Below are 26467 nucleotides of genomic sequence, written 5' to 3' on the forward strand. Positions count from 1 at the left end.
CGGGACGGCGGGAGGGTGTCCCGCCGTCCCGGGGCGGCCGGGGGTCAGGCCGGGACGGCGTGGGCGGCGGCCAGGCTCTCGCCCCACTCCCTGGCCCGCTCCAGCTCGCCCGGCAGCAGCGGCCCGCGTACGCCGTCGACGTAGAAGCTCTGCGCGGGGCCGGCCAGCCGCACCCCGGCCCGGCGCAGCCGCCGGGCCACGGCCCGCGCCGCCGAGCCGGGCATGCGCGGCTTGGCGACGCGGGTGTCGAAGGCCGCCGCGCCGAGGGTGGCCGACGAGGTGCGGAGCGCGCCCAGCCACTCGCGCACGCCGCGCCCCTGGGAGACCAGCGGCGCGCCCTTGGCCTGCTCGGCGGCGGACTGGCGGGTCGAGACCCGGCTCAGCCCGAACGCGTGCGTCGGGCCGCCCACCACCAGCAGGCACACGTCCTCGCCCACCACGACGGGCGCCGAGGCGACCTCGGCCACCTCGGCTCTCATGCCGCCGGCCAGCCCTTCGGCGATGGCCTCGGCGATCGCCTTCGTGTTGCCGAACATCGACTCGTACACCACCAGCGCGTGCATCTGGCTACTCCCTCCCTCGGCTTGCCTCCGGCAGCACGGGTTCGAGGCGGAACATGCCGGTCACCACCTCGCTCGCCGCGCCGGTCCGCTCCGGCCGGCGGCCGGCCACGGCCGCGACGACGTCGCGCGCGGTGATGAGCCCGGCCAGGCCGTGCTCCCCCACCACCGGCACCGCGTCGCAGCCGGAGTCGGCCATGACGGCGGCCACGTGCGGCAGCGGCGTGCCGGGCGCGACCCGGGGCCGGCGTTCGCCCGTGAGCAGCGCGCCCACCTGGCGGGCCGACTGCTCCCACGGGCCGCCGGACCACGAGGCCGCCAGGTCCTCGCGGGTGAGCACGCCCACCAGGTGCCCGCCGGACACGACGGGCAGGTGGTGCACGCCGGCGCGGCGCATCAGCTCCCACGCCATGAGCGGCGACTCCCCCGGCTCGACGGCGACCAGGATCCGGCTCATGACCTGCTCGGCGACCAGCGTCTCGACACTCATGACACACCTCACCACCGGCGGCTGGACCTTCACCCCTCAGCCTGTCCGTGGCGCCCCGGCCGCGCCCGGGGACGAAGTCCCGACAATCGGGTGCCGTTGGTCCTTTGTCCCGAGGCCCCTCGCCCTTGGCCGGGGACGGCCTGGGCCGGGGAGGCGCGGCCCAGGGGGCCGCGAGCCGGCGGGCCGGTCAGCCGTCGCCGGGCGTCCCGATCGCGGCGGCGACGCCGTCGAGGATGAGCCGCAGCCCGTGGGCGTACGCCTCGTCGCCGCCGGGCGCGCCGCCGTCGCGGGCGGCGGCGCGCGTGAGCGGGAACTCGGCCAGGTGGGCGGCATAGTCGGGGACGCCGCCGGCGGCCAGCCGCTCGCGGCGGGCCTGCTCGTTGAGCACGAAGCCGAGCGTGTAGTGGCTGATGGCGCCGATGGCGTGCAGGCCCTGGGCGGGCGTGAAGCCGAGGCCGGTGAGGATCTCCAGCTCCTTCTCGAAGGCGCGCGCCACGGTGAGGCCGGGGTCGCCGCCGGCGATCAGCCTGGCTCCGTCGCGGTGGCCGAGCAGGGTACGCCGGTAGCGGTGGGCGCGGCGGGCGAGCCAGTCGCGCCAGCCCTCGCCCTCGCGCGGGCCGCCCATGTCGGCGGCCAGCAGCTCGCGGGCCATCTCGTCGAGCAGGTCCTGCTTGTCGCGGAAGTGCCAGTAGAGCGCCGGGTTGCGGACGCCGAGGCGCTCGGCCAGGCGGCGCACCGTCAGGCCGTCGAGGCCGGTCTCGTCGAGCAGCTCCAGCGCGGCGCGGACGACGGTGTCGCGGGCCAGTCCCTTGGGTGCCATCGCCTGCCACTGTAACAGCGCTAAGGGCGCCGGCGGGCCCCGGAATCCGGGGCCGGCGGGGCGGTGGCGATGACGGCGGTGGCGTCCAGCTCCTCGGAGCCGGCGACGCGGGCGGTCAGGCCGGCCTCCTCGGCGGCCCGCGCGGTGGCGGCGGCCTGGCGCTCGCCGGTCTCCACCAGCAGGTGCCCGCCGGGCGCCAGCCAGCGCGGCGCGCCGGCGAGCACCCTGCGCACCACGTCCAGGCCGTCGGCGCCGCCGTCGAGGGCGGTCAGCGGCTCGTACAGGCGGGCCTCGGGCGGCAGCAGGCCGACGGAGGCCGACGGCACGTACGGCGGGCTGGCGATCAGCAGGTCCACCCGGCCGCGCAGCGCGGCGGGCAGCGGCTCGTACAGGTCGCCCTCGTACACGCTCGCCTCGGGCAGGTTGCGGCGGGCGCAGCGCACGGCGGCGGGGTCGAGGTCGGCGGCGTGCAGCTCGATCGGCCGGGCCAGCCCGGCGGCCAGGGCGGCGCCCATCGCGGCCGGTGCCGCAGCACAGGTCGAGCACGACCGGGACGCCGGGCAGCGCGCGGGCCAGCGCCACGGCCTGCCCGATGAGGAACCCGGTGCGGGGCCGCGGCACGAACACGCCCGGCTCGACGGCCAGCCGCAGCCCGCAGAACCCGGCCCAGCCCAGCACGTGCTCCAGCGGCTGCCCGGCGGCCCGGCGCTCGGCCATGGCCGTCACCTCGGCGGGGGTGCGGGCGGTGGCGACGATCAGCTCGGCCTCCTCCTCGGCGAACACGCAGCCCGCGGCGCGGAGCCTGGCCACGAGCGCGGGCTCCGGAACGGGTTCGCGGGCGGGCGATGAAGAGACCGACATGAGGGTCTTTCCTATCAGAGCCCGTCCACACCGCCGTGATCCGCCCCCTCCGCCGGGCCGGGGGGACGCGGGACGACGCCGCGCAGGCGCAGCCCGCCGCCCGGGCACGTGTCGAGGGTGAGCGAGCCGCCGACCGCGCCGAGCCGGTCGGTCATGTTGGTGATGCCGTGACCGGCCAGGACGGTCTCGGGCCTGGCGCCGCCGCCGGTGTCGCGGAAATCGAACGTCAGCCCGTCGCGCTCCTCCAGGGCGATGGTGACGGTGGCCCGCTCCCCCGCGTGCTTGATGGCGTTCTGCAGGGCCTCCAGCAGGCAGAAGTAGACGTTGACCTCGATCTCCGGCGGGTAGCGGCCGAGGCCGGCGGCGTGCACGGTGGCCGGCAGCGGCGAGTGGCGGGCCGCGGCCCGCAGCGCCGCCTCCAGCCCGAACTGGGCGAGCTGCGGCGGGTAGATGCCGTGGGCCAGGTCGCGCAGCTCGGCGGCGGCCTCCCGCAGGTCCTCGGCGAGCCGCGCCAGCAGCGGCTCCACCCGCGCCGGCTGCGCGGGCAGCAGCCGTTGCGCGACACGGGCCTGCACGGCCGCCGCGACCAGGCGCTGCTGGGCGCCGTCGTGCAGGTTGCGCTCGATCGCGCGCCGTTCGCGGTCGGCCGCCGCGACCAGCCGGGCGCGCGACCCCTGCAGGGCCTCGGCCCTGGCCACCAGCATGACGTGGTTCTGCCAGGCGAGGTAGCAGACCCGGGTGAGGGCGAGCACGACGGCGACGATCACCAGGAGGCCCGCCCAGAGCGGGTCGCCGGGCACGACGCCCGGGGACAGCCGCCCGGCGACGGCGACGGCGACCGCGGCGGTCATCGTCCCGGCCATGACCGCCTTGAACCCCTCCCGCGGCAGGTAGGCCACCGACAGCAGCACCGGCGCCACCACGACGAGCGCGGCGTAGGGCAGCGCGGCCGGCACGACGGCGGTGAGGACGAGCCCGAAGCACCAGGTGTTGACCGCCGACAGGGCGATCACCCGCTCGATCGGGCCGCGCCGGACCGTCCGCAGGCCCGCGAGGGCGAGCAGGGCGACGACCGCCGCCGCCACCGCCAGGGCCGGCAGCCCGGGGTCGCGGGTGCGGGCGAAGGCCACGGCGGCGGCCACGTCCCCCGCGGCGGCGACCGCGAGGGTCGCCAGCAGGCCGGAGGCGATGTAGCGGCGGGGGTACGGGTCGCGCTGCACCAGCGCGTACGCGCGGGCGGTCAGCTCCCAGACCCGCCGCAGCCCGCTCACCAGGGCGGTGCCGGGCTCCCGCCTGGCCCGGGTCACGCCGGCGCTCTCCAGCGCGGCGCGCGGCAGGTGGCCGTGCAGGCGCAGCCCGCCGCCCGGCTCGGTGGCGATGGTGAGGGTGCCGCCGACCGCGCCGAGCCGGTCGGTCATGTCGACGAAGTCGTGGCCGGCCCGGACCGCCTCGCGGGTGGCGCCGGCGCCGGTGTCGCGGCAGTCGAACGACAGCCCGTTGCGGTCCAGCAGCGCGATCGTGACGGCGGCGGCGCCGCCCGCGTGCGCGACGGCGTTGCGCAGCGCCTCCAGCAGGCAGAAGTAGACGCTGATCTCGATCTCCGGCGGGTAGCGGCCGAGGCCGGTCGCCCGGACGGTGACCGGGATCGGCGCGCGGCGGGCGGCGGCCCGCAGCGCGGCCTCCAGCCCGTACTGGGCGAGCTGCGGCGGGTAGATGCCGTGGGCCAGCTCGCGCAGCTCGGCGCCGGCGTCCATGAGGTCGCCGGCCAGCCGCGACAGCAGCGGCCCCACGCGTTCGGGGTCGGCGGCCAGCAGCCGCCGGGCGCTCTGCGCCTGCACGGCCGCGGCGGCCAGCCGCTGCTGGGGCCGTCGCGCAGGTCGCGTTCGATGTCGCGGCGCTCGCGGTCGGCGGCCGCGACGAGGCGGGCGCGGGACTCGCGCAGCGCCCCGGTCCTGGCGACCAGCATGCCGTGGCTCTGCCAGGCGGCCAGCGACACCAGGGCGGCGATGAACGGGACGAACACGACGGACAGCAGGTCGAGGACGGCGTCGCGGGCCCGGTCCGGCGGGCCGGGGCGCAGCTCGCCGGCCAGCACGAGCGCCGTGCCGGCGAGCATGGTCGCGCCGAGCATGGCCGACAGCCGCCGCTGGTTCATGTGCTGGACGGCCACCAGCACGGGCAGCAGCACGGCGAGCGTCAGCGTGCACAGCGCCTCGGGCACGACGGCGGTGGCGGCGAGCGCGACCAGCCAGTTGGACAGGGCGAAGATGACGACCGCGGCGAACCGCCGGTAGCGGTGGATCATGTGGATCGCCCGGGCCAGGCAGGCCGCCATGGCGGCCAGCAGCGCGAGCACCACGAGCAGCGCGGGCTCGGTGACCCGGCCGGTGAGGCGCAGCACGGCCAGCCAGCCGGCGGCGACCAGGACGCCGGCCAGGTCGGCCTGGATGTAGGTGCGCAGCCGCTCCCACTCCGGCGCGCCGATCTCGATGATGTCGTGCCCCCGCAGGCCGGCTAGGAGCCGCCGGACCCCCCGTCGTGCCACAGCGCCTCCAGTTCGTCGGGGCCGAAGCGGTCCTTGTGCCGGTAGTGGGCGCCGCCGGCGAGCGCGCCGGCCGGCAGGTCGTCGGCGGCGGCGACCGACAGCAGGACCACCAGCACCTCCGGGTGCCGGCACCTGATCAGCCGCGCCGCCTCCAGGCCGCCCATGCCCGGCATGTTCACGTCCATCAGCACCACCCCGACCGGGTGCTCGCGCAGGAAGCTCAGGGCCTCCTCGCCGCTGGCCGCCTCGCCGGCCAGCTCGAAGCCGTCCGTCACCGCTATCACGCCGGCCACCGCCCTGCGGTACGACGGCAGGTCGTCCACCACGAGGACGGGCACGAGGACGGGCACGAGGTCTCGCTCCACACGCCCGATCGTCGCACCCGGCGGGCCCGCTGTCGGTGGTGCCACCATCACCGTCGGCCGCTAACCGGGCCGCGCGCCGGAGTCGAGGAACATCAGGACGGCCTTCACCCGCCGGTTGGTGTCCCGGCCGGCGGGCAGGCCCAGCTTGGAGAAGATCGAGTTGATGTACTTCTCCACCGCGCGTTCGGAGACGCGGAAGGCGGCCGCGATGGCCAGGTTCGACCGGCCGGCGGCCACCTCGGCCAGGGTCTCGCGCTCGCGGGGCGTCAGCAGGCGCAGCGCGCCCGCCTCGTCGCGGGCCCGGCCGGGGCCCTCATCGCGGGCCTCGTCGCGGATCTTCGCCGTCACCAGGGAGTCGACGACCACGGGGTCGATGAACGAGCCGCCGGCGGCGACCGTGCGGACCGCCGAGACCAGCTCGCCGGGCGCGGCGAGGCGTTCCTTCAGCAGGTAGCCGCGGCGGCTGCTGCCCTGCGCGATGAGGGTCAGCAGGTAGGCGGGGTCGAGGAACTGCGACAGGACGAGGACGGCGACGCCGGGGTGGGTGGCGCGCAGGGCGGTGGCGGCCCTGATGCCCTCGTCGGTCATGGTCGGCGGCATGCGGATGTCGGTGACCACCACGTCGGGCTTCTCCTGCTCGACGCAGGCGAGCAGGGCGTCGTGGCCGGAGCAGGCGCCGACGACCTCGACGTCGTCCTCGGTGCCGAGCAGCGCCTCGATGCCCGCTCGGACCAGGAGGTTGTCCTCGGCTATCACTATCCGCAGCGAAGTCACCACTAAACCGTAATCCGGCGCAGGTAGGCGCTCAACACCCCGAAGGGCGTGCGGGAAACCGAACCGGGAATCCGGGAGCCAGCTTCATCGGCGGGCGGCCGGGGCGGGAGGACACTGGGCGCGACGGGTATTCACGGGCCACCGGACGAGGGCGGACAGGGGATCCGGCGACGGCGGCCCGGGGAGGGAATGGGGGACGCGATGGTTCACCTGGACGAGTGGATGTCGCGGGCCACGGCGTGGGCGAGCGGGCTCGCCGGCCGCGCCGACCGGGCGATCTGCCAGGAACAGGACGAACGGGCGGCCGGGCACGGGTGGACGGTCACCCGGACGGGGTTCGGCGCGCGGCGCTACCGCGACCCGCGCTTCGCCGCGCTGAAGGCCGCCCGCACGGGAAGCGCCGCCCGCGCGGGAAGCTCGGCGCGCGCCGAGGCCGTGAGGTGAGCGTCATGCCCAGGCACGACATCCACGACACGTACGACACGTACGACACGTACGACACGTACGACACGTACGACGTGCCCGCCCGGCACGGGGCCGGGCGCAACGTCCGCTACAAGCCGAACCTGCACCTGGCGGACCTGCTGCCGCCGCGCCGGCCGAACCCGCTGGTGCTGGCCTGGCGCTGGCGCACCGAGCTGCTGCTCCTGACGCTGGCCGCCGGCGCCGCCGCCGTCCTGTACGCCGCCGCGGCGCACGGCATGTGGCCGGCCGTGATCGCGCTGGCCTGCTCGGTGGCCGCGCCGGCCGCGGTGCCCGCCGGGCGGCGGCGGCTCGCCCGGCACTTCTGGTGCGTGTTCTCCCGGCACCGGGTGCAGCGGGTGTGCCTGGAGACGCCGATGCACACGCGCAAGGGCCGGATCCCGCTGGTGCTCTGGATCACGCCCACGGGGCTCGGCGAGAGGGCTTACCTGTGGCTGCGGGCCGGGATCTCCGCCGAAGACTTCGAGGCGTTCGCGCCGGAGCTGGCCGCGGCCTGCTTCGCCGCGTCCGTCCGGGTTTCGCGCGACCCGCGGCGGGCACAGGTGGTCACCGTCGAGATCGTCCGGCGTGGGGAGGTGCTGGGGGCGGGGACGTGGAGCGACGGCACGGACACCGGGCGCCGGGCCGAACCGCTCGTCCGATAGTCCCCGCCCTCGCCACCTGGTACGCGGGCTGAGCGCCTCGCCGGGCCGGCGGTCGCCCGCGAGCGGCGCGGCCGGGTTACGGACAGGCGGCGCGTCCGTTTCCCCTCGGGGTGGAACCGCGGGGCGGGGGCGGGCTGTCCAAGCCATGGGCGACGTTCCACACCGGTGCCCGGTACCCGGAGCCGGAGGCCGCCGGGGACGGCCCTTCCCGTCCGCCCGGCGCGAGCTGGGCGTCGCCCCCGCCAGGCTCAGGCGTCCGCGAGCGCGCCGTCGAGCACCCGGGTGAGGAAGCCGTCCAGGTTGGCCACGGCCCGCGCGACGCGTTCCTCCGCCGTCAGCGTCTCGAACCGGCTGCCCGCCTCGGTCTGCCTCCTGCCTCGCGCGTAGAGCGAGCAGCCGAGGTCGGCGCACATGTAGAGGCCGACCGTGTTGCCCTGGCGGCCGGCCGCGCCGACGCGGGGCGCGGCGAACAGCGCGACGCCGGTGCCGGTGTGCGGGGTCAGGCACACCGAGCACAGGGTGCTCTTGGCGGCGCTCCTCCGGACGTCCTGGGCCAGGCGCAGCGCGATGCCGACGAGCCCGCCGCCGCGCTCGGCCACCAGGTAGGCGCGCTCGGGCGCGCCCGGGTCGCGCCAGCCGAGGAAGTCGAGGTCGGGCCAGGGGGCGGCGGCCAGGTCGCGCGGGAGGCCGAGCCGGCGGGCCTCCCCTTTGGAGCAGTTGACGAACGACGCGCGCAGGTCGCGCTCGGTGACGGGGTTCATGGCTCATCCCTCGAAGACTAGGAACTCTAGGATAAAACCTAGGGGCATTAGGTTCGAGAGCGCAACGCATTTACGGACACCCGGCCCCAAGGGGTCACAGGGCGGCGGGCAGCACCGGCCGGCCCCGCACGCCGGGGTCCGCCGCGAAGACGGCCCCCGCTTCCGGCTGCTCGTCCCGGTCCACGTCGAGCGCCGAGGTGGTGATGAACAGCCGGCCGAGGTCGTCGCCGCCGAAGGTGACGGCGGTGACCTTGCGCACCGGCAGGGTGACGACGGCGTCGAGGCGGCCGGCGGGGTCGTAACGGTGCACGGCCCACCCCTGCCACAGCGCCACCCACACCCCGCCTTCGGCGTCGACCGTCAGCCCGTCCGGCCGGCCGGGGCCCGGCTCGACGCTCACGAACGGCCGCCGCCCCGACAGCCCCTTGTCCGGGTCGTAGTCGAAGACGTCCACGCGGCCCGTCTCGGTGTCGGCGTAGTAGGCGAGCGAGCCGTCGGGGCTGAAGTCGAACCCGTTGGAGATCGTCACCTCCGGCAGCACCACGCGCAGCGTCCCGCCGGGCTCGGTCACGTAGAACGAGCCGCGCCCCGGGGCCGCGTCGTAGGCCATGCTGCCGATGTAGAAGCGGCCGTCCGGGTCGCAGCCGCCGTCGTTCATCCGCACGGACGGGTCGGCCCACGCCTGGCCGAGGCTGCGCAGCGGGGCGTCGAGGTCGTCGGTGTCGGCCAGCAGCAGCTCGCGCTCGGCGGCGACGACGTACCCGCCGGCCTTGCGGGGCCGCAGGGCGGCGGCGACCGGCCCCACGTGCCGGCGCCGCACCGCCCCGGCGTCGTCGAGCGCGAGCACGTCGCCGGCCAGCATGTCCACCCAGCGCAGCCCGCCCCAGCGCGCGGCCCACACGGGCCCCTCGCCGTGCTCTGCGACGGGATCGGTCACGGTGTACGCGGCGATGCTCATGCCGGTCTCCTCGAAGCGTCCTGGAGGTCACGTCCGACGATGCCCCACGCGACCGGCCCGCGCGGGGACGCGGCGGGCGTGCGGCCGGGTCAGCGGCGGCAGGGGCAGCGGCGGCCGGGTCAGCGGCGGCAGGATCAGCGGCGGCGGGGTCAGCGACGGCCGGTCAGCGGCGGCGGGGCCGGGGGGGACGCCGCCGGTGGCGGCCGGTCGTCGCCCGCGGCTCCGGCCGGCCGGCGGGCCAGTGCGCGGGGCGGGCCAGCGCGGGCGGGACACGGGTCGCCGCGTCGCCCTGGGCGGCGTTGAGCTGGGCCTGGGTGAGGAAGATCGCGCCGGTCAGGTCGGCGCCCGCGAGGTTCACGCCGCGCAGGTCGGCGCCGATGAGGTCGGCCGCGCGCAGGTCGGCCCCGCGCAGGTCGGCGCCGATCAGGTACGCGCCCCGCAGGTTCGCCCCCCGCAGGTCGGCCCCGCGCAGGCGGGCGCCGATGAGGTCGGCCCCGCGCCGGTCCTGCCCCCGGTGCCCGGACCTGACCAGCTCGCTCGTCCGCAGCAGCAGTTCGTTGACGGCGGCGCGGTGCGGCGCGACGTCGTAGCCCGCCAGGACGTCCGCGTCCTGCCGGGTGAGCCGGTCGGTCTCGTCGAGCGCGCGGCGCAGCTCGGCGTGGACGGGCCGGGCAGGCTCCAGGGACAGCGCCTCGGCGAGGTACCACAGCAGCTCGTGGAGCTGCCGCATGACCGGGAAGACGGCGTACATGCGGCCGGCCGTCCCCGGCGCCTCCCGCCAGCTCCGCCCGCCGAAGGTGACCTGCGAGACCTTCTGCCCGGCGCCGAAGCAGTCGAAGACGGTGCAGCCGGGGTAGCCGCGCCCGCGGAGCTGCGCGTGGATGGAGCAGCGGAAGTCCTCGCGCAGGTTGCGGCAGGGCTCGCCGGCGGGCTTGTCGGCGGCGAAGTCGGCCGAGGCCGCGAACGGCAGCGCCACGCAGCACAGCCCGAAGCAGCTGCCGCAGTCGGCCAGCAGGCCGAGGTCGCGGGGGTCGTCGGAACGGGGCAACGTACGGGTCTCCTGTCGGGAGGGTCGGCAGGTCCAAGGGTATGCGAGGCGGCCCGCGCGGGCGGACGGCCGCTCGCGTCGCTCCCTCCCCAGGGTCAGGGGTGCGTGTACGGCGTCGTCGTCGCCAGGGCGGCGAACCCGAGCCTGGCCAGGATCGGCCGGCTCTCGCCGGAGGCGTCCACCTGCAGGTACCGGTAGCCGAGCGCGGCGGCGGCGCGGGCCCGGTAGGCGACCAGGGCCCGGTACACGCCGCGGCCGCGCCACTCCGGCTCCGTGCCGCCGCCCCACAGGCCGGCGAACTCCGTCCCGGGGTACAGGTCCATCCGGGCCGCGCTGACCGGCACGTCGCCCGCCATCGCGACGACGGCCACGACGTCGCCCTCGGCGAGCTGCTCCGTCAGCCGTTCCCTGACGGCGAGCCGGCCCGCCCCGAACACCCGCTCGTGCACCCCGGCCACCAGCTCGACGCCGTCCGCGTCGGTCACCGGCACCAGGCGGACGCCGTCCGGCTCGGGGGCGGGCAGGGCGGCGATCCGGCCGGTCTCGGCGATCATGAGGGTCTCGGGCGGCTCGGCGGCGAAGCCGGCCGCCAGCAGGCGCTCGCCCAGGTCGGCGGGGCGGTCGTGGTCGTAGAGCTTCCACTCGAACGCCGTGCCGAGCGCCCCGAAGTGGCGTACCTGCTCGGCGATCGCGCCGTCGGCCGTGCGCTCGTCCAGGTCGGACCACAGGACGCCGTTCCAGCAGGGCGGGGGGCCGGACTGGCGCACCACGCCGCCGGTCCGCTCGATCACCGCCCCCGGCGTGTCGGGGCGGGGCTCGCGGCGGAAGCGCGACTCGTACAGGTGCAGCAGGGCGTCGTGATTCATCCGGACCACCCCAGCACCAGGGGACGCGCGACGGCAACCGAATTATCCGCCCCCGCGCGCCCCCTTCGCGGGTTCAGCCGCCGAAGCGCCGCTGGCGGGCGGCGAAGCTGCGCAGCGCGCGCAGGAAGTCGATCTCGCGGAAGGCCGGCCAGTACGCCTCGCAGAAGTACAGCTCGGAGTAGGCCGCCTGCCACAGCAGGAAGTTCGACATGCGCTGCTCGCCGCTGGTGCGGATGACCAGGTCGGGGTCCGGCTGCCCGGCGGTGTAGAGGTGGCCGGCCAGGTCGTCGGCGGTCAGTGTCTCGGCCAGCTCGTGCATGGACTGCCCGGCCTCGGCCCGCTCGTACAGCAGCTCGCGCAGCGCGTCGATGACCTCCTGCCGGCCGCCGTAGCCGATGGCGAGCGTCAGGTGGAAGCCGGTCGCGCAGGTGCGGGTGGCCTCGACGGCGTTCTTCAGCGCGCGGGCGGTGGTGTCGGGCAGCATGTCGAGCAGCCCCGCGACGTGCACGCGCCAGCGGGCGTCCGGGCGGGCCAGCCGTTCGGCGACCATCTCCTCGATGACCTTGAGCAGGAAGGCCACCTCCGCGTCGCCGCGCCGCTGGAGGTTCTCCGTCGAGCACAGGAACACCGTCAGGTGCCTGATGCCGAGGCCCTCGCACCACGACAGCACGTCCTGGATGTGCTCGGCGCCGTACTGGTGGCCGATGCTCGGGTTGGGCAGGCCCTTCTGCCTGGCCCAGCGGCGGTTGCCGTCGATGATGAGGCCGACGTGGCGGGGCAGCGGGCCGGTCATGACCTGGCGGCGCAGGCGCCGGGCGTACAGGGAGTGGAGAAGATCGTTCGCGTGCACCCCATAAGCATGCAGTGCGGGGTCAGCCGGTTCGGGACGATTCGAGAAAGTCGGCGCAGCGGCCGAGGAGCGCGACCAGCGTCTGCCGCTCCTCGTCGGTGAACTGGGCGGCGAGGGCGCGCTCCAGGCGGACGGCGCGGGCGTCGGCGGCGGCCCTCGCCCGCTCGCCCTCGGGCGTGAGCCGGGTCTCCAGGATGTTCTTGTGCCACTCGTGCGGGGTGCGCTCGACGAGGCCGAGCTCCTGGAGGTTCTTGAGCACGGTGTTCATCGTCGGCGGGGTGACGCCGCAGGCCCGGGCCAGGGCAGCGGCCGAGATGCCGGGGTTCTCGCCGAGGTGGAGCAGCGCCGAGTACTGCGGCACGGTCAGGCCGGCCGGCTTGAGGGCGGCGTTCTTGGCCGCGTTGAGCGCTTGCTCCGCGCGCTTGACGTGCGCCCCCAGGCGCTCGGAGACGGGCATGGACGTCATCTCCGCATGATAACGAGGGGACCGAAATGACGTTGACGAGCATTAGAACTCTAACTATCGTTCGTATGCGTTCTTACTTCTTCTTCGATGGAGGGATCGTCCTGATGATCCGCATGTCCGCCGTCCTGGCGTCCGCGGTCCTGGCCGGCGCGCTCGCCGCGCCGCCCGCCCTGGCCGATGCCGCCGGCCCGGCCGCCGCGCCGCGCACCACCACCGCGCCGCGCGTCACCACCGCGTACGAGCTGCCCGGCGACCGCGTCTACCCCGAGGGCATCACCGCCGACCCGCGCACCGGCGTCCTGTACGCGGCCTCCTGGGCCGACGGCACCGTCTACGAGCTGACGCCCGGCCGGCGGGTCGCCGCGACCTTCCTGCCGGCCGGCTCCGACGGCCGCGACACCGCCAACGGCCTGGAGGCCGACGACGCGGGCCGGCTGTGGGTGACCGACTCCACCAGCGGTGTCTTCGTCTACGACACGCGCACCCGGGAGCTGCTGGCCCGCTTCGACGTCCCGGCCGGGGCGCCGAGCTTCGTCAACGACCTGGCCGTCGCCCCCGACGGCGCGGTCTACGTCACCGACAGCCTGCGCGCCGTCGTCTACCGGGTCACGCCCGCGCAGTTCGAGCGGGCGCGGGGCGGAGCCGCGGAGCTGACCCCGTTCGCCGCGCTGGAGGCCGCGCTCGACCCGCACGCGGACGGGGCGTACACGCTCAACGGCATCGTCACCGACCCGTCCGGGCGCTACCTGCTGACCGCCGACATGACCGGCGGCGACCTGTTCCGCGTGGACCTCGCCACCCGCGCCGTGCGGCGGGTCACGCTGCGCGGCGGCGACATGCTGCACGCCGACGGGCTGGAGCTGCGCCAGGGCACGCTGTGGGCGGTGCACAACACCGCCGACACGATCAGCCGCTGGCACGTCGCGGCGGGCGGGGGCACGGCCACCGTGGAGAAGCGGCTCACCGACCCGGCGCTGCAGCTCCCGACGACGCTGGCGCGGGTGAAGGGGACGCTCTACGTCGTGCGGTCCCAGTTCGACCGGGGCGGGCCGCTGGGGGACGAGGGCGCGCCGCAGATCCCGTTCACGGTCGCCGCAGTGCGCGGCCTCTGACGGTCACCACGGCCTCTGACCGTCACCGGGCCCCTCGCGCTTGGGCTTCGTCCGCCGGTGGGGCGGGTCAGTCGTGCTCAGGGCCGCCGCCCGGCCAGGCGTCCCCCCAGCCGACGTCCCTGGCCTGGCGGTAGAGCTCGCCCTGCCGCTTGGAGACGATCTCGTCGCGCAGGCCGTCCGTCTCGGTGCACAGGCGCAACGACACCAGGCCCTTGCGCTTCTGCGGGTGACGCAGCACCCGGGCGGCGGGGCGCGGCCGGGGAACGGCGGTGGCGGCGACGTAGGAGAACTTCTCGTCCTCGAAGCTGAGGGTGCCCGCCTTGAGCCGGCGGTGCAGGGACGTCCTGGGCAGCCGTACCGAGAAGTGGCACCAGTCCTGGCCGGGCCGGATGGGGCAGGCGCCGTCGTGCGGGCAGGGGGCGACGACGCTCAGCCCCTCCTGCACCAGGGCCTCGCGGGCGGCGGCGATCGTCGCGTAACCGGCGGGGGTGCCCGGCTCGACGACGATCACCAGGGCGGCGTCGCGGGCGAGCCAGCGCACGACGTCCGGCCGGTCCTGTTCGGGCAGCTCGCCCAGCGCGTACGACATGGTCGCCAGGTCGGCGCGGGGCCGGTCCAGGCCCGGGCGGACGGCCGCCTGCCGCCACGCGGCGCCGCGCACCCCGGCCGCGCCGGACGTACGGGCCAGACGCCGGCCCAGGTCGAGGACGTGCGGCTCGCGCTCGATGACGGTGACCTCGCGCAGGGACGGCCACAGGTCCGCGGCCGCCCAGACCGCCGCGCCCGTGCCGCCGCCCGCGTCGAGCTGGCTGACCGGCTCGAACCCCGGCATCAGGGCCGCCGCGTGCCGCATGGCGGTCGCGGCGGCGGCGTACGTGGCGGGCATGCGGTAGGCGGCGTACGCGGCGACGTCCGCCTCGCCGCGCATGTGAGCGGTCTCGGCGGGGGCGCCGGCCCGGTAGCGCTCGGTGAGCTGCGCGACCGAGCGGGCCAGCTCCTGGGGCGAGTGACGGGCCAGGGCCTTGTCCAGGGCGGCGCTGAGGTCGTCGGGCAGCATGGGCGGGTTCGCTTTCGGGGTGACGGGTGGGTGCGCGGGCCCCGCTCGTCCGGGCCCCCGGCCGCGGGCGGCCCGCACGGCGGCTGCCCGGCCCCGATGAACGGCGGCTCGGCGCCCTGAGCCATTATCGACCATCCCCACCCCTGCGACCACCGCCCCTCTCCCCGTACGCCCGCCCCGCCCCCGAACGCCCATCCCTCTGCCATACGCCCGCCACTCCCTCGGACGCCCATCACACCCCCGCACGTCCACCGCTCCCGGACGCCCACCGCTTCCTCCGGACGCCCACCGCTTCCCTCGAACGTTCGCCACTCCTCCGGACCCCCACCGCTTCCCCCGGGCGCCCGCCCCCTGGGACGCCCGCCGCCTGCCATCCTCCTCAGACACCTGCCGCACTCCCCGGACGCCCGCCACTTTCCCAGGACCCCGCCTCCCACAGTCCGGGGGTGCGCCGGCGGCGAACAGGCGCCCGCCCCGCCCCCACGCCCACGTAGCGTCGTCGGCGTGACGATCGTCGTGGACGGCGTGGAGATCGCCTACGAGGAAGCGGGCCCGGCCACGGGCAGGGCCATGGACAGGGGCACGGGCAGCGGCGCGGTCGTGTTCGTGCACGCCAGCGTGGGCGACATGCGCATGTGGGACCACCAGTTCCGGTCGTCGTCCGAGCGGCACCGGGTGATCCGCTACGACCGGCGCGGCTTCGGCCGCTCCGGCGACGCCACGGGCGAGGTGTGCCACCACGAGGACCTGCTGGCCGTGCTCGACGCCCTGAACATCGGCCGGGCGGTCCTGGTCGGCGCGTCGATGGGCGGCGGGTACGCCGTCGAGGCGGCCCTCGCCGCGCCGTCCCGGGTGGCGGGTCTCGTGCTGGTCGGCGCGGGCCTGCCGGGCCACACCTGGCCGCCCGAAATGCTGGAGCAGGCCCGCGAGCGCGTGCACTCCTCGGTGCCCGCCGACCGTCTGAAGAGCTACCGCCACGGCACGGCCGCGCACGTGGACCCGGCGGACGTGCGGGCGATGGCGGAGGCGCACACGCTCTGGCAGGTCGCGGGCCCCGACCGCGGCCGGGACGCGCTGAGCGACGAGGTGTGGGAGGCCGCGGTGGAGATGTGCGAGCTGGTCTTCCTGCGCTCCTGGTCCGTCCCGAGTCCGCCGGAGCGCTTCCTCGACCCGCCGGCCGCGGGCCGCCTGGCGGAGGTCTCCGCGCCCACCCTGGTGATCAACGGCCTGTCGGACGTGCCCGGCATCCAGGAGGTGTCACGCATCCTGGCCAAGGGCATCCCGGGCGCGCGCCTGCTCGAACTCCCCAGCACGGGCCACCTGCCGTCCGTCGAACGCCCGGAGCAGGTGACCCGGGCGCTGACCGCGTTCATCACCGAGACCCTGAACCCCTGAACCCTCGGACCCCCGGACCGCCGGGAAGCCGAGTCACTGAACCACCGCGCCACGCAGGGGCGGTCAGCCCGCGCTGTCCAGGAGCGCGGCCAGGCGTTTGGGCGCGACGAGCCGGTAGCTGTCCCTGATCAGCTCGTCGAGCTCGTCCCAGTCCTGCTCGACGTCGAGCCGCGCGCCGAGCCAGCCCTTGCCGCCGACGTAGTCGGGCACGAAGAACCGGTCGGGCTGGGCGCTCACCATCGCCTCCTGCACGCCCGGCCCGGCCTTGAACGTCATCGACCGCCCGTCCTCGCTGGTCATGACGAACAGCTTCTCCCGCACCCGGTAGGACGGCGCGGTGTGCCCGCCGAAGGGTTTCTCCGCCGCTTCCGGCAGGCCCAGGCAGATCTCCCGCAGCCGCGCCGCCACCTCATCGTCGATCATGTACGCCTCCCGTTCGCCGAGACGGCGAGAGTACCGCGCCCCTCCGACAATTCCCGCCCTCCTGACGGCAGTTGCGCTCCTCACGGCAGCAGGGCGCGCAGCGGCAGCAGGACGGCGCTGGCCAGCCCACCCCCGAGGATCAGCCCCGACCCGGCCGTCGCCGCCAGGGAGCCGCCGCCGGCGACCACCCGCCCGCGGAGCAGGCGCCGCACGACCCCGCCCGCCACGACGGCGGACGACGTCGCGGGCGGGAGCAGGATCCCGAGGCCGAGCATGGTCGGCATCGCCGCCGGCCACCACGACAGGACGGCCCCCAGCCCGCCCGCCGCCGCCAGGTACGCCCCGGCCGAGGCCGCCTGCCGCGCCGAGCCGCGCAGCAGGTCGTCGAGGAACGCGATCGCCGTCGCGACGGGCGCGGGAAGGACGGCCGTGCCGGCGGCCCCGCTCCTGGCCACCGCGTACAGCAGGCCGACCCCGGCGAGCGCGCCGACGGCGCTCCCGAACGCCTGGCAGGACAGCAGCACCCGCCGCGGAGGCGTCTCACCGGGCGGCGCGTGGTGCGCCACCTTGGCCGCCTCGACGAAGTAGGCCGAGGCGAGGGAGACGCAGCACACGAGCCCGGCGACGGCGTACCCGACCGGGGCGGGGACGCGCAGCAACGCGAGCACGACGATCGCCAGATACTGCAGGACCGCGACGGGGGCCAGGCCGATGGCGGCGTTGACACGGTTGAGCAGCAGGGCGAACAGCAGCGTCATGGCGGGCAGCCCGGCCGCGACGAACAGCCCGGCCGGCACGTCCCGCAGCACGACGCCGAGCACGACGACGACCGCGCCGTACCCGCCGGCCACCGCCGCCACGGCGAGAGCCTTCGAAGCGCTCCCCTCCCCCGTCACCCGCCGCTCGACACCTTTCTCGTACGCCCCGCGCCGCCCCGCCCCGAGGAGCCGCGATCGTGCGCCGCCGCAGCCCCGCTCCCGCACCACGAAGCCCACCCCGTACCCGAGCAGCAACCCCGCCCCCACCGCCACCACGTACGGCGACCCCAGATGCTCCACATACCCCTCACCCCCGCCGGACGACGCGGACAACCCCCACGTCAGTACCGAGTAGCCGGCCCCGCCCGCCACCCAGACCGCCGCCGCGCCCGAGATCCTGAGCCCCAGCCCGAACAGCATGGGCGACAACGACACCGCCACGTAGGACGGCAGCCCCGGGCCGAGCCGCACGCTGTCGTGCCCGGTCAGCGTCGCCGCCGCCGCGACGAGCGCGCCCGCCGCCGCGGCCACGAGCAGCACGCGCTGCCCGCCGTCCCCGGCCGCCTCGCCGCCGCCCGGCCGGGTGAGCGTCCGCATGAGGTCGATGACCGGCCACAGCGCGGGATAGCGCAGCGACGCGTCGCTGACGACGGACGGGGCCAGCAGCAGCCCCGCGCCGATGCCGGCCAGGTTCGCCAGCAGCGCGAGACCGGCCAGGGCGGGCCAGGACGGCTCGCCGCCGCGCAGGAGCGCCGCGCCCACGGCCGCGTCCAGCCCGGCGACCGCGAGCGACCCGCCCGAGGCGGTGGCGTACGCGACGAACAGGGCCGGCCAGCTCAGCAGCCGGACCAGCCGCAGGACGGCGCCGCCGGCCAGCACGACGACGATGGCGCCGCCGAAGCCGGTGCCGACGGTGAAGGTGAGGACGACGTTGAGCGCGCTCAGCCCGGTCCCGAGCACCGCGCCGATCGCGAGCGACACGACCAGAGCCCGGCGGGGCGGCCCCCGCCCGACCCCGCCACTGGCCGCGCCCAACGCGGCGGGGCCCGCCGTCCCGGACGCGGACACCGCGGCCTCGGGAGCGGAGCGCCGCCGCTTGGGGGCCCTGGCCACGGTCCGGTGTTACCCGCACCCTTAAGGCCCTTAACGGCAGCCATTCCATACAGGCGAGGTATTGCGGTGACACGCCGATGTCGCGTAGAGCGAAGAGGGGAGGAGTATGCGTTCTCGCAGCGTGTGGAGGGTGGCGCTGGTCGTCGTCGCGCTCGTGGCCGGTCTGGGTCCGCTCCAGGGGCCAGAGGCGCTGGACGGGCTGGTCGGGCTGGCGGTACGGCGGCTGCGGCTGGCCGACGAGGTGGCGGCGGCCAAGTACGTCACCGGCGCGCCGGTCACCGACGCGGCGCGGGAGCGGCGGCTGCTGGAGCGGGTCGGCGAGGAGTCGGCCGGTGTCGGGCTGGCTCCAGCGATCGGCGTGCGGTTCTTCCGGGCGCAGATCGAGGCGGGGAAGGCGGTGCAGCGCGGCCTGCACGCGCGCTGGCGCGCGGACCCGGCGTCCGCTCCCCGTCGCCCGCCCGACCTGGCCACCGGCGTGCGGCCGCGGCTCGACCGGCTCACTCTCCCGATGGTGCGCCTGCTGCTGCGGCTCGGCCCGTTGCGGGAGGAGCCGGGACGCTGCCGGGACGCGCTCGTCCGGGCGTGGCCGGCCGCGCGGGCGGGGCTCGACCGGCTGCACCGCGACGCGTTGGGCGTGGCCCTCGCCCCGCTGTGCGCCCCCGAGCCCGCCGCACGCGCGCCGGAGCCGCCCCGGTCCGCCGCGCCGGCAGCCGCCGGGGCCGGTCGACGGGCGTGCCTCAGTGCGTGCGCTCGCCCTCGGGCTTCTCGATGAGCGGCGTGTCCACCAGGTGCTCGATGAGGAACCACGTCTGCAGCTCGTTGGTCCGGATCACCTCGGACACCAGCAGGTCGTTGGTGCCGTCGTCGCCCATCTCCTGCGCACGGGACGCGGCGTCGTGGCAGGCGACCAGGATCGTCTCGTGCGCCTCGATCAGGCGGGAGAGCATCGCGGGCACCTCCTCGCAGCCGTTCGGGGGCCGCGGGATCACGGTGATCTCGGCGACGTGGCGCGGGTCCCCGACGGCGACGCCGCCGAGCGTCTGCACCCGTTCGGCGATCTTGTCCACGAGTTCGACCTGCTCCTCGGCGTGCTTGTCCAGCAGCAGGTGGAGCTGGTAGAAGGTGGGGCCGCGCATCAGCCAGTGGTGCTTCTTGTACAGGGCGTAGAGGATCTGCGTGTCGGCGAGGATCTGGTTGAGGCGCTCGCACGAGTACATGCGCGCGTCCCGCGACAGGCCGAGCGGGAACATCCGCACGGTGCCGAACTCCTGGATCTCCACGCCGTTGACGTGCAGCCACGGCTGGCTGTCTGCCTTGGCCTTGGTGGCCTTGGTGGAACGTTTGGTCGGCATGCGCGTCTCCTCGGAACGGCGAACAGCAACAATCGCCATCAACCTCCCCTCCCCCGCCCCAAGCGCCGCCGGGAACCTGCACAAAAGACGGTCAATCCTGCCGCACAGGACGACGGGCAGAGCGAGGGGCGGGGCGAGGGACAGCATGGCGGGCGGGGAACGCGTGCCGCCGGGCCGCGACCGCCACCGCCAGGGCGCCGGCCAGCAGCGGCAGCGCGGCCCACGGCAGGGCCGCCGCGCCGGCGGATTCCAGCACCAGGCCCCCGGCCAGCGACCCCCCGGCGATGCCCGCGTTGTAGACGGTGGTCTGCATGGAGGTGGCCACGTCGGCGTCGGCCGGTCCGGCGGCTCGCACCAGCGCCGTCTGCAGCAGCGTCGGCACTCCCCCGAAGGCCGCCCCCCACAGTGCCGCGCCGATCAGAGTCAGGGGTAGGGACGCGGCAAGGGACGCGGCGCCGCCGAGCAGGGGCATGACCGCTGCCATCACGGCCAGCACCGCCAGCAGCGCGGCCCGCGGCCACCGGTCGATCACCGCGCCGGTGACCCAGATCCCGGCGACCGTCCCGGCCCCGAACACCAGCAGCACGACGCCCGTCGCCGCCGTCCCGGACAGCGCGGCCAGCGGCGCCAGGTACGTGTACACGGCCTGGTGCCCGACCAGCACCGCCGCGGTGACGCCGAGCACGGTCCGGACGCCGGGCCGCGCCGCCACCCGGCGCAGCGGCGTCCGCTCCCCCGCCGCCTCGCCGGGAAGGTCCGGCACCTTCCACCGCGCGAACGCCGCCAGCGCGCCCGCCAGGCAGGCGAGCGCGGCGAAGGCGGCCCGCCAGCCGAGCGCCCCGGCCAGCGCCGCGCCCGCCGGGATGCCGACGCACAACGCGACCGTGATGCCGGCCGAGACGATCGCGATGGCCCGGCCGCGCCGTTCCTCGGGCACCAGGCGGGCGGCGTACCCGACGAGCATGGCCCACAGCAGCCCGCCCATGACGCCGGCCAGCAGCCGCGCGGCGAAGGTGACGGCGTACCAGGACGACAGCGCGGTCACGGCGTTGAGCAGCGCGAAGCCGCCGAGCGCGGTGACCAGGACGGGCCGCCGCCGCAGCCCGCGCACCAGGGCGGTCAGCGGGATCGCGGCCAGGGTGGACGCCGCGGCGTAGCCGGTGACGAGGAACCCGGCGCGGCTCTCGGGCACGCCCAGGGCCGCGGCGAGGCCGGGCAGCAGCCCGGCGGGCAGCAGCTCGGTCATGACGGCGGTGAACGCGGCGGCGAACAGGGCCGTCAGCGCCGCCCACGGCATCCGCACGGCGGGCCCCGGCGGGGCGAGGGTGGTCTGGGACATGCGACCATGCTGAAACCTTCACACTGATGAGAAGGCAAACGAGGAGGGCGGCATGCGGATCGGGGAGCTGTCGCGGCGCACCGGCGTGCCCACGCGGATGCTGCGCTACTACGAGGAGCAGGACCTCCTGCACCCGGACCGGGCGGGCAACGGCTACCGGGACTACCCGGAGCAGGCGGTGTACCGCGTCCAGCAGATCCGGGGGCTGCTCGACTCGGGGCTGACCACGGACATCATCCGCCGCATCATCCCGTTCCTCGACCGTCCGGACGACATCCACCTGCACCCCGACTGTCTCACCCCCGAGCTGGCCGACCTGCTCAGGGCCGAGGCGGCGCGCATCCAGCAGCGGGTGGAGTGCCTGTCCCGCAACCGCGACCGCATCCTCGCCTACCTCGCCGCGGTCGAGGCGGCGAAGAGATGACGGCGGGGAGATGACGGCGGGGAGAGGACGGGAGAGATGACGGCGGCGTCCCTGCCGGGCATCCTCGCCGCCGCCGAACGCGGCCGGCCGCCCGCGCCGGACGGCGGTCTGACGGTGGTGCCGCAGTCGTCCCCGCGCGACCTGGGCGTCATCGCGTTCACCGCGCACTCGGTGGTCTTCGCCGACCTGCCGGCCGCCTGGGTGCGCGACCGGCTGTCGCCCGGCGACCTGTCGGCGCCGCTCGGCCCGCCGTTCCTGCTGGACCTGGCGCGGCGGACCGGGCGGCGCGCCGGGACGCTGGACCTGCTCGCGCTCGCGGCGCCGCTGCCCGGCCCGGCGCCGCTCGCGCTGGAGCGGAGCGCCGGGCTGGAGCACGCGCGGGCGGCTCGGGCCTGGAGGTACCGGGACGAGGTCCGCGTGTGGGTGTGCGAGGGCGGCCTGCTCTGCGTGGGGCGGGGCGTGGGCGGCCGGTGGGAGGTCGCCGTGGAGGTCGAGCCGGCGCACCGGGGGCGGGGGCTCGGCCGGCTGCTCGCCACGGCCGCCCGCCACCTGGCTCCCCGGCCGCTGTGGGCGCAGATCGCCCCGGGCAACGCGGCGAGCGTGCGGGCGTTCCTGGCCGCCGGGTACGTGCCGCTCGGCGCCGAGGTCCTGCTGACGCCGCCCTGAACGGGCTTTTACCGGTCATCGGCTCCCCGTTGCCCTAAACCGGGTGTGGCGTAGCGCGAACGCCTCAAGATCGCTACGTATAGTGATCAGCGATGTCACTTCGTGATCACAGGGGGGAATCATGAGACGTAGCCTCATCGCCGCCGGTGGAGCCTTCATCGCCGCAACCGTCATGTTCGGGGGCGTGGCCGCGGCGGGCGGCAACCCGAACGACGAGTGGAACGACCAGTGGACTCACGCCTGGGGCCACTGGGCTCACGAATCGCCCCAGGACTGCGCCCTCGGCATGAACGACGATGCCACGTACCACCACGTCACCAAGCACGGAGTGTTCGCCGGCACCCGGGACGCCGACGCCTGCAAGGGCGGCCCCGAGACCACCATGGACAGGCCGGAGGAGGACGCCCCCGGCGCCTGACAACCGGCACCGTCGCAGCAGCCGGCCGTCCCGGCGCCCGCTTCAGGGCGCCGGGACGGCCGCGTTCCCGGGGCCCGTTCCCGGGCCGCTCTTTCCGGGCCGCTCTTCCCGGGCGGCCGGACTTCGGGCGCTGCTACGCTTCACCGCGTAACCAGGTCGGGACCGCAAGGAGAGTCGCGCGTTGGTCGTCTACGCCGGTCAGGGGGACGCCCGCCGTTCGATGGCGCTGCTGTGGCGCGCCGGGCAGGAGCGGGGCGAGCCGCGGCCGGGCCCCAAGCCGGGGCTGAGCGTCGACGTGATCGTCGACGCGGCGATCGAGGTGGCCGACGCCGAGGGCATGGCGGCGCTGTCGATGCGCAAGGTCGGCGAGCGGCTGGGGCGCACCGGGATGGCGCTCTACACGTACGTGCCGAGCAAGGGCGAGCTGGTCGACCTCATGTACGACCAGGCCATGGCCGAGCTGCCCGCCGAGTACGACCTGAGCGGCGGCTGGCGGCCGGCCGTCACCGCGTGGGCCGAGCAGACCCGCGCCTTCTACCTGCGCCACCCGTGGATCCTCCAGGTGTCGCAGGCCCGGCCGGTGCTGGGGCCGAACGAGTTCGCCGCGCTGGAGACCCTGGTCGGCGTGCTGCGCGCGACCGGGCTGCGGCCGCCCCGGGTGCGGGGCGTGGTGGCCCTGCTGTACGACTTCGTGCGCGGCGCGGCCAGGACGGTCGCCGAGTCGCGCCAGGCCCCGTCGGAGACCGGCGTGTCGGACGAGGAGTGGTGGCGGGCCCGCTCGTCGCTGCTGGAGGAGGTGGCGCCCGGGTTCGCCGAGCGCTACCCGATGGCGCGGTGGGTGGAGTCGGAGGACGACTGGCCCGGCGAGGACATTCCGTACCTGGAGCATCGGGTGCGCGAGACGTTCCTGGCGGGCCTGGAGGTGATCCTCGACGGCGTCGAGGCGGCCGTCCGCGACGCCGCGCCGCGCTGACCCCGCCGCACCGACCCCGCCGCACTTGCCGCGCGACGCCAGGCCCCGTGACGCTAGGCCGCGCGGCGGGCGGCGAGCTCGTCGAGGTCGCGGACGAACCAGAGCTGCCGGCCCCGGTTCGACTCGGTCACCCAGGCGCGCAGCGCGGAGCTGCCGGCCGTGAAGCGCGAGATGTCGCCGACGACGGCGAGCCCGAGCCGGTAGTTGGCGAACTTCTGGGTGATCTGCCCGGCGACGCCGGTGGCGAGCGCGAAGAAGTCGTCGTGCAGGCGCCCGGCGGGCACGGCCACCCAGGTGGCGCCGCTGCCCCAGGTGCCGGCGATGAGGTCGAGCGCGTCCTGCTCGTCGCGCAGCGGCGGGCCGTCGGGCGGGCAGACGTGGACGTCGTCGAGCATGGTTCCTCCGGTCGGGGTCGTGAGGTCGCGCGGGGGCGGGGGCGTCATTGGCGGGTCAGGGCGTCGATGATGCGCAGCACCTGGGCGGCGGGCTCCAGCTCGCCCAGCACGATCACCTTGAGGGCGGCCCGCTCCTCCTCGTAGGCGAACTGCACGCGCACGCCGTTCGGCCGCCCGGACAGGGAGCCGGTGACCATGGTGGTGACGCGGTCCATCTCCGCGCGGCCGATCCCGTCGAGCTGGACGATGGCCGACACCTCGGCCCGCCGCGGCGCGGACGCGGCCGGCGCCGGCAGCCCGGCGAAGGCGGCCAGGTCGTCCTTGGCGATCCGGTAGCGCTTGCCGACCCGGACGGCGGGCAGCCGCCCGTCGCGTACGTAGTTGCGCACGGTCTTGACGTGCAGCCCGAGCACCCCGGCCGCCTGCTCAACGGTGTATTGCTCCATATCGTTCCCTATCGTAGGGCACGACAGGGAGTGTTTCAGGCATGTGCGCCCACGGTGACCACGCCGACGGTCAGCCGTGGCCGGGCCTCCAGCACCTTCCCCAGCCGCTCGACCTGCTCCTCCAGCTCACGCTCGCGCGCGGGGCCGAGGTCGCGGAGCGGTTCGACGGTCACGTCGAGGCGGTCGCCCGAACGGCGCTGGTGCCACACCCCGGCCACGACGCCGTCCACGAGCAGCACCGGGAAGTTGCCCGCCTGCCCGCGGTTGAGCGCCCGCCCGGCCGCCGCCCCCGGGTACAGCAGCTCGCGCGGCTGCCCCGCCACCACGTACGCGTCGAAGTACGGCAGCAGCCGCACCCCGCGCGGCGGCTCCCCGGGCATCGCCGTGTCGCCCGCGACCACCCACGCCGGCCGCCCCTCGAACCGCACCTCCTCCACCCCGGCCGCCTCGAACGCCCGCGCCGCCCACCGCACGGGCCCGCCCGCCCACCGGGCGAACTGCGCGGGCGTGGCCGGCCCGTACCCGGTCAGGTAGCGGCGGGCCAGCTCGGCGGCCCCGTCCGCGACCGCCCCGGTGCCGGCGGGCGGCCTGGTGTAGGTGACCTTGCGCCCCCTGTCCGGCCCGAACACGAACGCCCCCCGGTGCGCGGCCAGGCTCATCGCCTGCCGCCAGCGCGGCCACTGCCCGCCGAACGCGGGCACCACCAGGTCGCCCGCCCACGGCCCGGCCGCGGCGACGACCCGCTCGCTCAGCTCGTCGATGGTCAGCTCGCCGTCCCCGACGGCCGCGCCGATCGCGGCCACCACCCGTTCGGTCTGCTCGGGGGTCATCCGGATGTGCGGCGCGTGCGGGTTGCGCTCGCCCGGCATCGAGGACAGGGCGCTCACCCACATCGGCAGGTCGCGGGCGGGCAGCAGGTGGACGGTGCCGCGCGGGCCGTAGGTCTTGACCAGCTGCCCGCCGGGCCGGAGCGCGTCGCGGACGTGCGCGCGGGTCGCCCCGGCCAGGCGCAGCCCGACGGACGCCTCGGCGGCCGGCATGACCTGGGCGTGCGCGCCGCACATGGCGGCCACGGCGTCCACCGGTCCGGGCAGCGCGGGCCCGGCTCCGAGCCCGGCCCGCTCCAGCCGTCTCGCGCTCACCTGCGGCCACGACAGTTCGATCACCACGTCCTCCTCGCTTCTGCGGCGTTCTCCCTCACGGTAGAAGCCAATGCGGAAAGGTGGCTTCCGCTATCGTGCCGCGTCCCGGCTCGCCCGCGCAGGGCTGACCGCGCGGGGTCAGCCGCCGCAGGCCGCCCGTACGTCGGCGACGAGGGCGGCCGCGTCGTCCAGGGTGCGGCCGATCTCCTCGGGCGTCCGGCCGGTCGCGGCGAGCAGCGCCTGGGCGCGTTCGGCGAAGCGGCCGGGGGCCGACGGGAGGCGGCCGGCCGAGGCGACCATGCCCTTCTCGTTGATCAGCCAGGCGCCGTCGGCGGCGTGCAGGGCCTGGCAGGCCACGCCGATCGCGCGGAACAGCGCGCCCGCCGCGTACGCCGGGTCCGCGCCGGCGGCGCCCTTCCGGGCGATCATGAGGCAGAAGTCGCACTCCCACAGGCCCCTGACCAGCGCCTCGCGCAGCGCGGGCGGGTAGCCGGCGGCCAGCTCGGCGCGCAGCGCGCCCAGCTCCCCCGCGGGGTCGGCGAGGACCCGGCACAGCGCCACCTCGCCCGCGTAGGCGTGCGAGTAGAAGCCCAGGGGGTGGCCGGCCTGCGCGCCGACCTCGTAGCGGCCCTCCTGGCAGTCACGCCAGACCCGGCGGACGCGGTCGAGGTCGCGGTAGATCCAGTCGACCCGCAGGCCGCGCACGGTGAGCCAGCCGCCGCCGTCCACCCAGGGGCCCCAGCCGCCGGGCTCGGTCACCTCGGCGGGCTCGCCGGTCACCTCGCGGGCCAGGGCCCGCAGGCGGGCGGTGTCGAGCGGGTGGCGGTAGTAGAGGCCGAGGTCGGTGTCGGAGTCGGGGCGGTGGGTGCCGCGGGCGCGGCTGCCGCCCAGGACCACGGCCGCCACCCCGGGCACGGCGGCCAGCCGTCCGGCGAGCTCGCGCAGTTCCTCGTCGCGCACCCG

30 protein-coding genes and 1 pseudogene are annotated in these 26467 nt (G+C 76.1%); 9 read left to right on the forward strand and 22 right to left on the reverse strand.

Annotation, left to right across the window (positions count from 1 at the left end):
• Positions 1-44: 44 nt before the first annotated feature.
• The 7 genes and pseudogenes from MF672_RS20295 to MF672_RS20325 form a co-directional block, all read right to left on the reverse strand.
• Positions 45-563: a flavodoxin family protein gene (locus MF672_RS20295; protein ID WP_242383890.1), complete on the reverse strand. Its 519-nt coding sequence runs from the start codon at positions 561-563 to the stop codon at positions 45-47.
• A 4-nt stretch (positions 564-567) separates the two neighbouring features.
• Entirely contained in the window at positions 568-1050 is a 483-nt protein-coding gene (locus MF672_RS20300) for a CBS domain-containing protein (RefSeq protein WP_242383889.1), read from the reverse strand.
• Positions 1051-1237: 187 nt separating this feature from the next.
• Positions 1238-1870: a TetR/AcrR family transcriptional regulator C-terminal domain-containing protein gene (locus tag MF672_RS20305; RefSeq protein ID WP_242383888.1), complete on the reverse strand. Its 633-nt coding sequence runs from the start codon at positions 1868-1870 to the stop codon at positions 1238-1240.
• A 20-nt stretch (positions 1871-1890) separates the two neighbouring features.
• Positions 1891-2731: pseudogene (locus tag MF672_RS20310) on the reverse strand (putative protein N(5)-glutamine methyltransferase).
• A 14-nt stretch (positions 2732-2745) separates the two neighbouring features.
• Positions 2746-5202 carry a sensor histidine kinase gene (locus tag MF672_RS20315; protein ID WP_308210505.1) on the reverse strand — a complete coding sequence of 819 codons (2457 nt, stop codon included), beginning with the start codon at positions 5200-5202 and terminating at the stop codon, positions 2746-2748.
• Positions 5203-5245: 43 nt separating this feature from the next.
• Positions 5246-5641: a response regulator gene (locus tag MF672_RS20320; protein ID WP_242383813.1), complete on the reverse strand. Its 396-nt coding sequence runs from the start codon at positions 5639-5641 to the stop codon at positions 5246-5248.
• Positions 5642-5701: 60 nt separating this feature from the next.
• Complete coding sequence (locus tag MF672_RS20325) at positions 5702-6415, reverse strand: response regulator transcription factor (RefSeq protein WP_242383812.1); 714 nt, start codon at positions 6413-6415, stop codon at positions 5702-5704.
• Positions 6416-6616: 201 nt separating this feature from the next.
• Between MF672_RS20325 and MF672_RS20330 the strand changes: the two genes are divergently transcribed.
• Both MF672_RS20330 and MF672_RS20335 read left to right on the forward strand, forming a co-directional pair.
• The gene (locus MF672_RS20330; RefSeq protein ID WP_242383811.1) at positions 6617-6859 is read left to right on the forward strand and encodes a hypothetical protein; all 243 of its coding nucleotides are present in this window, start codon (positions 6617-6619) and stop codon (positions 6857-6859) included.
• A 5-nt stretch (positions 6860-6864) separates the two neighbouring features.
• Positions 6865-7542 carry a hypothetical protein gene (locus MF672_RS20335; RefSeq protein WP_242383810.1) on the forward strand — a complete coding sequence of 226 codons (678 nt, stop codon included), beginning with the start codon at positions 6865-6867 and terminating at the stop codon, positions 7540-7542.
• A gap of 248 nt (positions 7543-7790) precedes the next feature.
• Here the strand turns inward: MF672_RS20335 and MF672_RS20340 are convergent, their stop codons facing one another.
• The 6 genes from MF672_RS20340 to MF672_RS20365 all read right to left on the reverse strand — a co-directional run bounded on the left by MF672_RS20340 (position 7791) and on the right by MF672_RS20365 (position 12491).
• Complete coding sequence (locus tag MF672_RS20340; RefSeq protein WP_242383809.1) at positions 7791-8303, reverse strand: FBP domain-containing protein; 513 nt, start codon at positions 8301-8303, stop codon at positions 7791-7793.
• Positions 8304-8397: 94 nt separating this feature from the next.
• Positions 8398-9261, reverse strand: a complete 864-nt coding sequence (locus tag MF672_RS20345) for an SMP-30/gluconolactonase/LRE family protein (protein ID WP_242383808.1) — start codon at positions 9259-9261, stop codon at positions 8398-8400.
• Between the two features lie 163 nt (positions 9262-9424).
• On the reverse strand, positions 9425-10309 hold the full coding sequence (locus MF672_RS20350; RefSeq protein ID WP_247815337.1) for a pentapeptide repeat-containing protein: 885 nt from the start codon (positions 10307-10309) through the stop codon (positions 9425-9427).
• Positions 10310-10404: 95 nt separating this feature from the next.
• The gene (locus MF672_RS20355; RefSeq protein ID WP_242378416.1) at positions 10405-11175 is read right to left on the reverse strand and encodes a GNAT family N-acetyltransferase; all 771 of its coding nucleotides are present in this window, start codon (positions 11173-11175) and stop codon (positions 10405-10407) included.
• 73 nt (positions 11176-11248) lie between these two features.
• Entirely contained in the window at positions 11249-11968 is a 720-nt protein-coding gene (gene uppS / locus MF672_RS20360; RefSeq protein ID WP_242378425.1) for a polyprenyl diphosphate synthase, read from the reverse strand.
• A gap of 79 nt (positions 11969-12047) precedes the next feature.
• Entirely contained in the window at positions 12048-12491 is a 444-nt protein-coding gene (locus tag MF672_RS20365; RefSeq protein ID WP_242378414.1) for a MarR family winged helix-turn-helix transcriptional regulator, read from the reverse strand.
• A gap of 65 nt (positions 12492-12556) precedes the next feature.
• Between MF672_RS20365 and MF672_RS20370 the strand changes: the two genes are divergently transcribed.
• Positions 12557-13603: an SMP-30/gluconolactonase/LRE family protein gene (locus tag MF672_RS20370; protein WP_242378411.1), complete on the forward strand. Its 1047-nt coding sequence runs from the start codon at positions 12557-12559 to the stop codon at positions 13601-13603.
• A 67-nt stretch (positions 13604-13670) separates the two neighbouring features.
• Here MF672_RS20370 and MF672_RS20375 read toward each other — a convergent pair whose 3' ends face one another.
• Positions 13671-14660, reverse strand: a complete 990-nt coding sequence (locus tag MF672_RS20375) for a small ribosomal subunit Rsm22 family protein (RefSeq protein ID WP_242378409.1) — start codon at positions 14658-14660, stop codon at positions 13671-13673.
• A gap of 504 nt (positions 14661-15164) precedes the next feature.
• Between MF672_RS20375 and MF672_RS20380 the strand changes: the two genes are divergently transcribed.
• Positions 15165-16055, forward strand: coding sequence for an alpha/beta fold hydrolase (locus MF672_RS20380; RefSeq protein ID WP_242378406.1), 891 nt, complete (start codon positions 15165-15167; stop codon positions 16053-16055).
• A gap of 63 nt (positions 16056-16118) precedes the next feature.
• Here the strand turns inward: MF672_RS20380 and MF672_RS20385 are convergent, their stop codons facing one another.
• Together MF672_RS20385 and MF672_RS20390 are read right to left on the reverse strand one after the other, a co-directional pair.
• Positions 16119-16478: an MmcQ/YjbR family DNA-binding protein gene (locus MF672_RS20385; RefSeq protein ID WP_242378404.1), complete on the reverse strand. Its 360-nt coding sequence runs from the start codon at positions 16476-16478 to the stop codon at positions 16119-16121.
• Positions 16479-16558: 80 nt separating this feature from the next.
• Positions 16559-18349 (reverse strand): OPT/YSL family transporter, encoded by a 1791-nt coding sequence (locus MF672_RS20390; protein ID WP_242378403.1) that lies wholly within the window; start codon positions 18347-18349, stop codon positions 16559-16561.
• A 106-nt stretch (positions 18350-18455) separates the two neighbouring features.
• Here MF672_RS20390 and aroQ point away from each other — a divergent pair, with 106 nt between their 5' ends.
• Complete coding sequence (aroQ, locus tag MF672_RS20395; RefSeq protein WP_242378402.1) at positions 18456-19121, forward strand: gamma subclass chorismate mutase AroQ; 666 nt, start codon at positions 18456-18458, stop codon at positions 19119-19121.
• Here the strand turns inward: aroQ and MF672_RS20400 are convergent.
• Positions 19087-19701 (reverse strand): Dps family protein, encoded by a 615-nt coding sequence (locus tag MF672_RS20400; protein ID WP_242378401.1) that lies wholly within the window; start codon positions 19699-19701, stop codon positions 19087-19089. The two genes, aroQ and MF672_RS20400, sit on opposite strands and share 35 nt — an antisense overlap.
• A gap of 91 nt (positions 19702-19792) precedes the next feature.
• On the reverse strand, positions 19793-21040 hold the full coding sequence (locus MF672_RS20405) for an MFS transporter (RefSeq protein ID WP_242378400.1): 1248 nt from the start codon (positions 21038-21040) through the stop codon (positions 19793-19795).
• 52 nt (positions 21041-21092) lie between these two features.
• Here MF672_RS20405 and MF672_RS20410 point away from each other — a divergent pair, with 52 nt between their 5' ends.
• The 4 genes from MF672_RS20410 to MF672_RS20425 all read left to right on the forward strand — a co-directional run bounded on the left by MF672_RS20410 (position 21093) and on the right by MF672_RS20425 (position 23521).
• Positions 21093-21464, forward strand: coding sequence for a MerR family transcriptional regulator (locus MF672_RS20410; RefSeq protein WP_242378399.1), 372 nt, complete (start codon positions 21093-21095; stop codon positions 21462-21464).
• A 36-nt stretch (positions 21465-21500) separates the two neighbouring features.
• Entirely contained in the window at positions 21501-22130 is a 630-nt protein-coding gene (locus MF672_RS20415) for a GNAT family N-acetyltransferase (protein ID WP_242378398.1), read from the forward strand.
• A 121-nt stretch (positions 22131-22251) separates the two neighbouring features.
• Positions 22252-22548 carry a hypothetical protein gene (locus MF672_RS20420; RefSeq protein WP_242378397.1) on the forward strand — a complete coding sequence of 99 codons (297 nt, stop codon included), beginning with the start codon at positions 22252-22254 and terminating at the stop codon, positions 22546-22548.
• Positions 22549-22729: 181 nt separating this feature from the next.
• The gene (locus MF672_RS20425; protein ID WP_242378396.1) at positions 22730-23521 is read left to right on the forward strand and encodes a TetR/AcrR family transcriptional regulator; all 792 of its coding nucleotides are present in this window, start codon (positions 22730-22732) and stop codon (positions 23519-23521) included.
• A 53-nt stretch (positions 23522-23574) separates the two neighbouring features.
• Here MF672_RS20425 and MF672_RS20430 read toward each other — a convergent pair whose 3' ends face one another.
• The 4 genes from MF672_RS20430 to MF672_RS20445 all read right to left on the reverse strand — a co-directional run bounded on the left by MF672_RS20430 (position 23575) and on the right by MF672_RS20445 (position 26464).
• Positions 23575-23916, reverse strand: coding sequence for a DUF4180 domain-containing protein (locus MF672_RS20430; RefSeq protein WP_242378395.1), 342 nt, complete (start codon positions 23914-23916; stop codon positions 23575-23577).
• A 44-nt stretch (positions 23917-23960) separates the two neighbouring features.
• A complete protein-coding gene (locus MF672_RS20435) occupies positions 23961-24362 on the reverse strand; it encodes a helix-turn-helix domain-containing protein (RefSeq protein ID WP_242378393.1) in 402 nt (133 codons plus the stop codon).
• Between the two features lie 35 nt (positions 24363-24397).
• On the reverse strand, positions 24398-25528 hold the full coding sequence (locus MF672_RS20440; RefSeq protein ID WP_242378390.1) for a winged helix DNA-binding domain-containing protein: 1131 nt from the start codon (positions 25526-25528) through the stop codon (positions 24398-24400).
• A 114-nt stretch (positions 25529-25642) separates the two neighbouring features.
• Positions 25643-26464: a nucleotidyltransferase domain-containing protein gene (locus MF672_RS20445; protein ID WP_242378388.1), complete on the reverse strand. Its 822-nt coding sequence runs from the start codon at positions 26462-26464 to the stop codon at positions 25643-25645.
• Positions 26465-26467 lie beyond the last annotated feature (3 nt).

This window comes from Actinomadura luzonensis, from assembly GCF_022664455.2.
Classification (GTDB): Bacteria; Actinomycetota; Actinomycetes; order Streptosporangiales; family Streptosporangiaceae; genus Nonomuraea; species Nonomuraea luzonensis.

Excerpts from the sequence above, each read along its gene's own strand:
- MF672_RS20430 (WP_242378395.1), bottom strand. The coding sequence starts at position 23,916 with ATGCTCGACGACGTCCACGTCTGCCCGCCCGACGGCCCGCCGCTGCGC.
- MF672_RS20405 (WP_242378400.1), bottom strand. The coding sequence starts at position 21,040 with ATGTCCCAGACCACCCTCGCCCCGCCGGGGCCCGCCGTGCGGATGCCG.
- MF672_RS20435 (WP_242378393.1), bottom strand. The coding sequence starts at position 24,362 with ATGGAGCAATACACCGTTGAGCAGGCGGCCGGGGTGCTCGGGCTGCAC.
- MF672_RS20370 (WP_242378411.1), top strand. The coding sequence starts at position 12,557 with ATGCGTTCTTACTTCTTCTTCGATGGAGGGATCGTCCTGATGATCCGC.
- MF672_RS20400 (WP_242378401.1), bottom strand. The coding sequence starts at position 19,701 with ATGCCGACCAAACGTTCCACCAAGGCCACCAAGGCCAAGGCAGACAGC.
- MF672_RS20340 (WP_242383809.1), bottom strand. The coding sequence starts at position 8,303 with ATGAACCCCGTCACCGAGCGCGACCTGCGCGCGTCGTTCGTCAACTGC.
- MF672_RS20300 (WP_242383889.1), bottom strand. The coding sequence starts at position 1,050 with ATGAGTGTCGAGACGCTGGTCGCCGAGCAGGTCATGAGCCGGATCCTG.
- MF672_RS20415 (WP_242378398.1), top strand. The coding sequence starts at position 21,501 with ATGACGGCGGCGTCCCTGCCGGGCATCCTCGCCGCCGCCGAACGCGGC.
- MF672_RS20355 (WP_242378416.1), bottom strand. The coding sequence starts at position 11,175 with ATGAATCACGACGCCCTGCTGCACCTGTACGAGTCGCGCTTCCGCCGC.
- MF672_RS20410 (WP_242378399.1), top strand. The coding sequence starts at position 21,093 with ATGCGGATCGGGGAGCTGTCGCGGCGCACCGGCGTGCCCACGCGGATG.
- MF672_RS20335 (WP_242383810.1), top strand. The coding sequence starts at position 6,865 with ATGCCCAGGCACGACATCCACGACACGTACGACACGTACGACACGTAC.
- MF672_RS20305 (WP_242383888.1), bottom strand. The coding sequence starts at position 1,870 with ATGGCACCCAAGGGACTGGCCCGCGACACCGTCGTCCGCGCCGCGCTG.
- MF672_RS20365 (WP_242378414.1), bottom strand. The coding sequence starts at position 12,491 with ATGACGTCCATGCCCGTCTCCGAGCGCCTGGGGGCGCACGTCAAGCGC.
- aroQ (WP_242378402.1), top strand. The coding sequence starts at position 18,456 with ATGCGTTCTCGCAGCGTGTGGAGGGTGGCGCTGGTCGTCGTCGCGCTC.
- MF672_RS20295 (WP_242383890.1), bottom strand. The coding sequence starts at position 563 with ATGCACGCGCTGGTGGTGTACGAGTCGATGTTCGGCAACACGAAGGCG.
- MF672_RS20330 (WP_242383811.1), top strand. The coding sequence starts at position 6,617 with ATGGTTCACCTGGACGAGTGGATGTCGCGGGCCACGGCGTGGGCGAGC.
- MF672_RS20385 (WP_242378404.1), bottom strand. The coding sequence starts at position 16,478 with ATGATCGACGATGAGGTGGCGGCGCGGCTGCGGGAGATCTGCCTGGGC.
- MF672_RS20375 (WP_242378409.1), bottom strand. The coding sequence starts at position 14,660 with ATGCTGCCCGACGACCTCAGCGCCGCCCTGGACAAGGCCCTGGCCCGT.
- MF672_RS20345 (WP_242383808.1), bottom strand. The coding sequence starts at position 9,261 with ATGAGCATCGCCGCGTACACCGTGACCGATCCCGTCGCAGAGCACGGC.
- MF672_RS20420 (WP_242378397.1), top strand. The coding sequence starts at position 22,252 with ATGAGACGTAGCCTCATCGCCGCCGGTGGAGCCTTCATCGCCGCAACC.
- uppS (WP_242378425.1), bottom strand. The coding sequence starts at position 11,968 with ATGACCGGCCCGCTGCCCCGCCACGTCGGCCTCATCATCGACGGCAAC.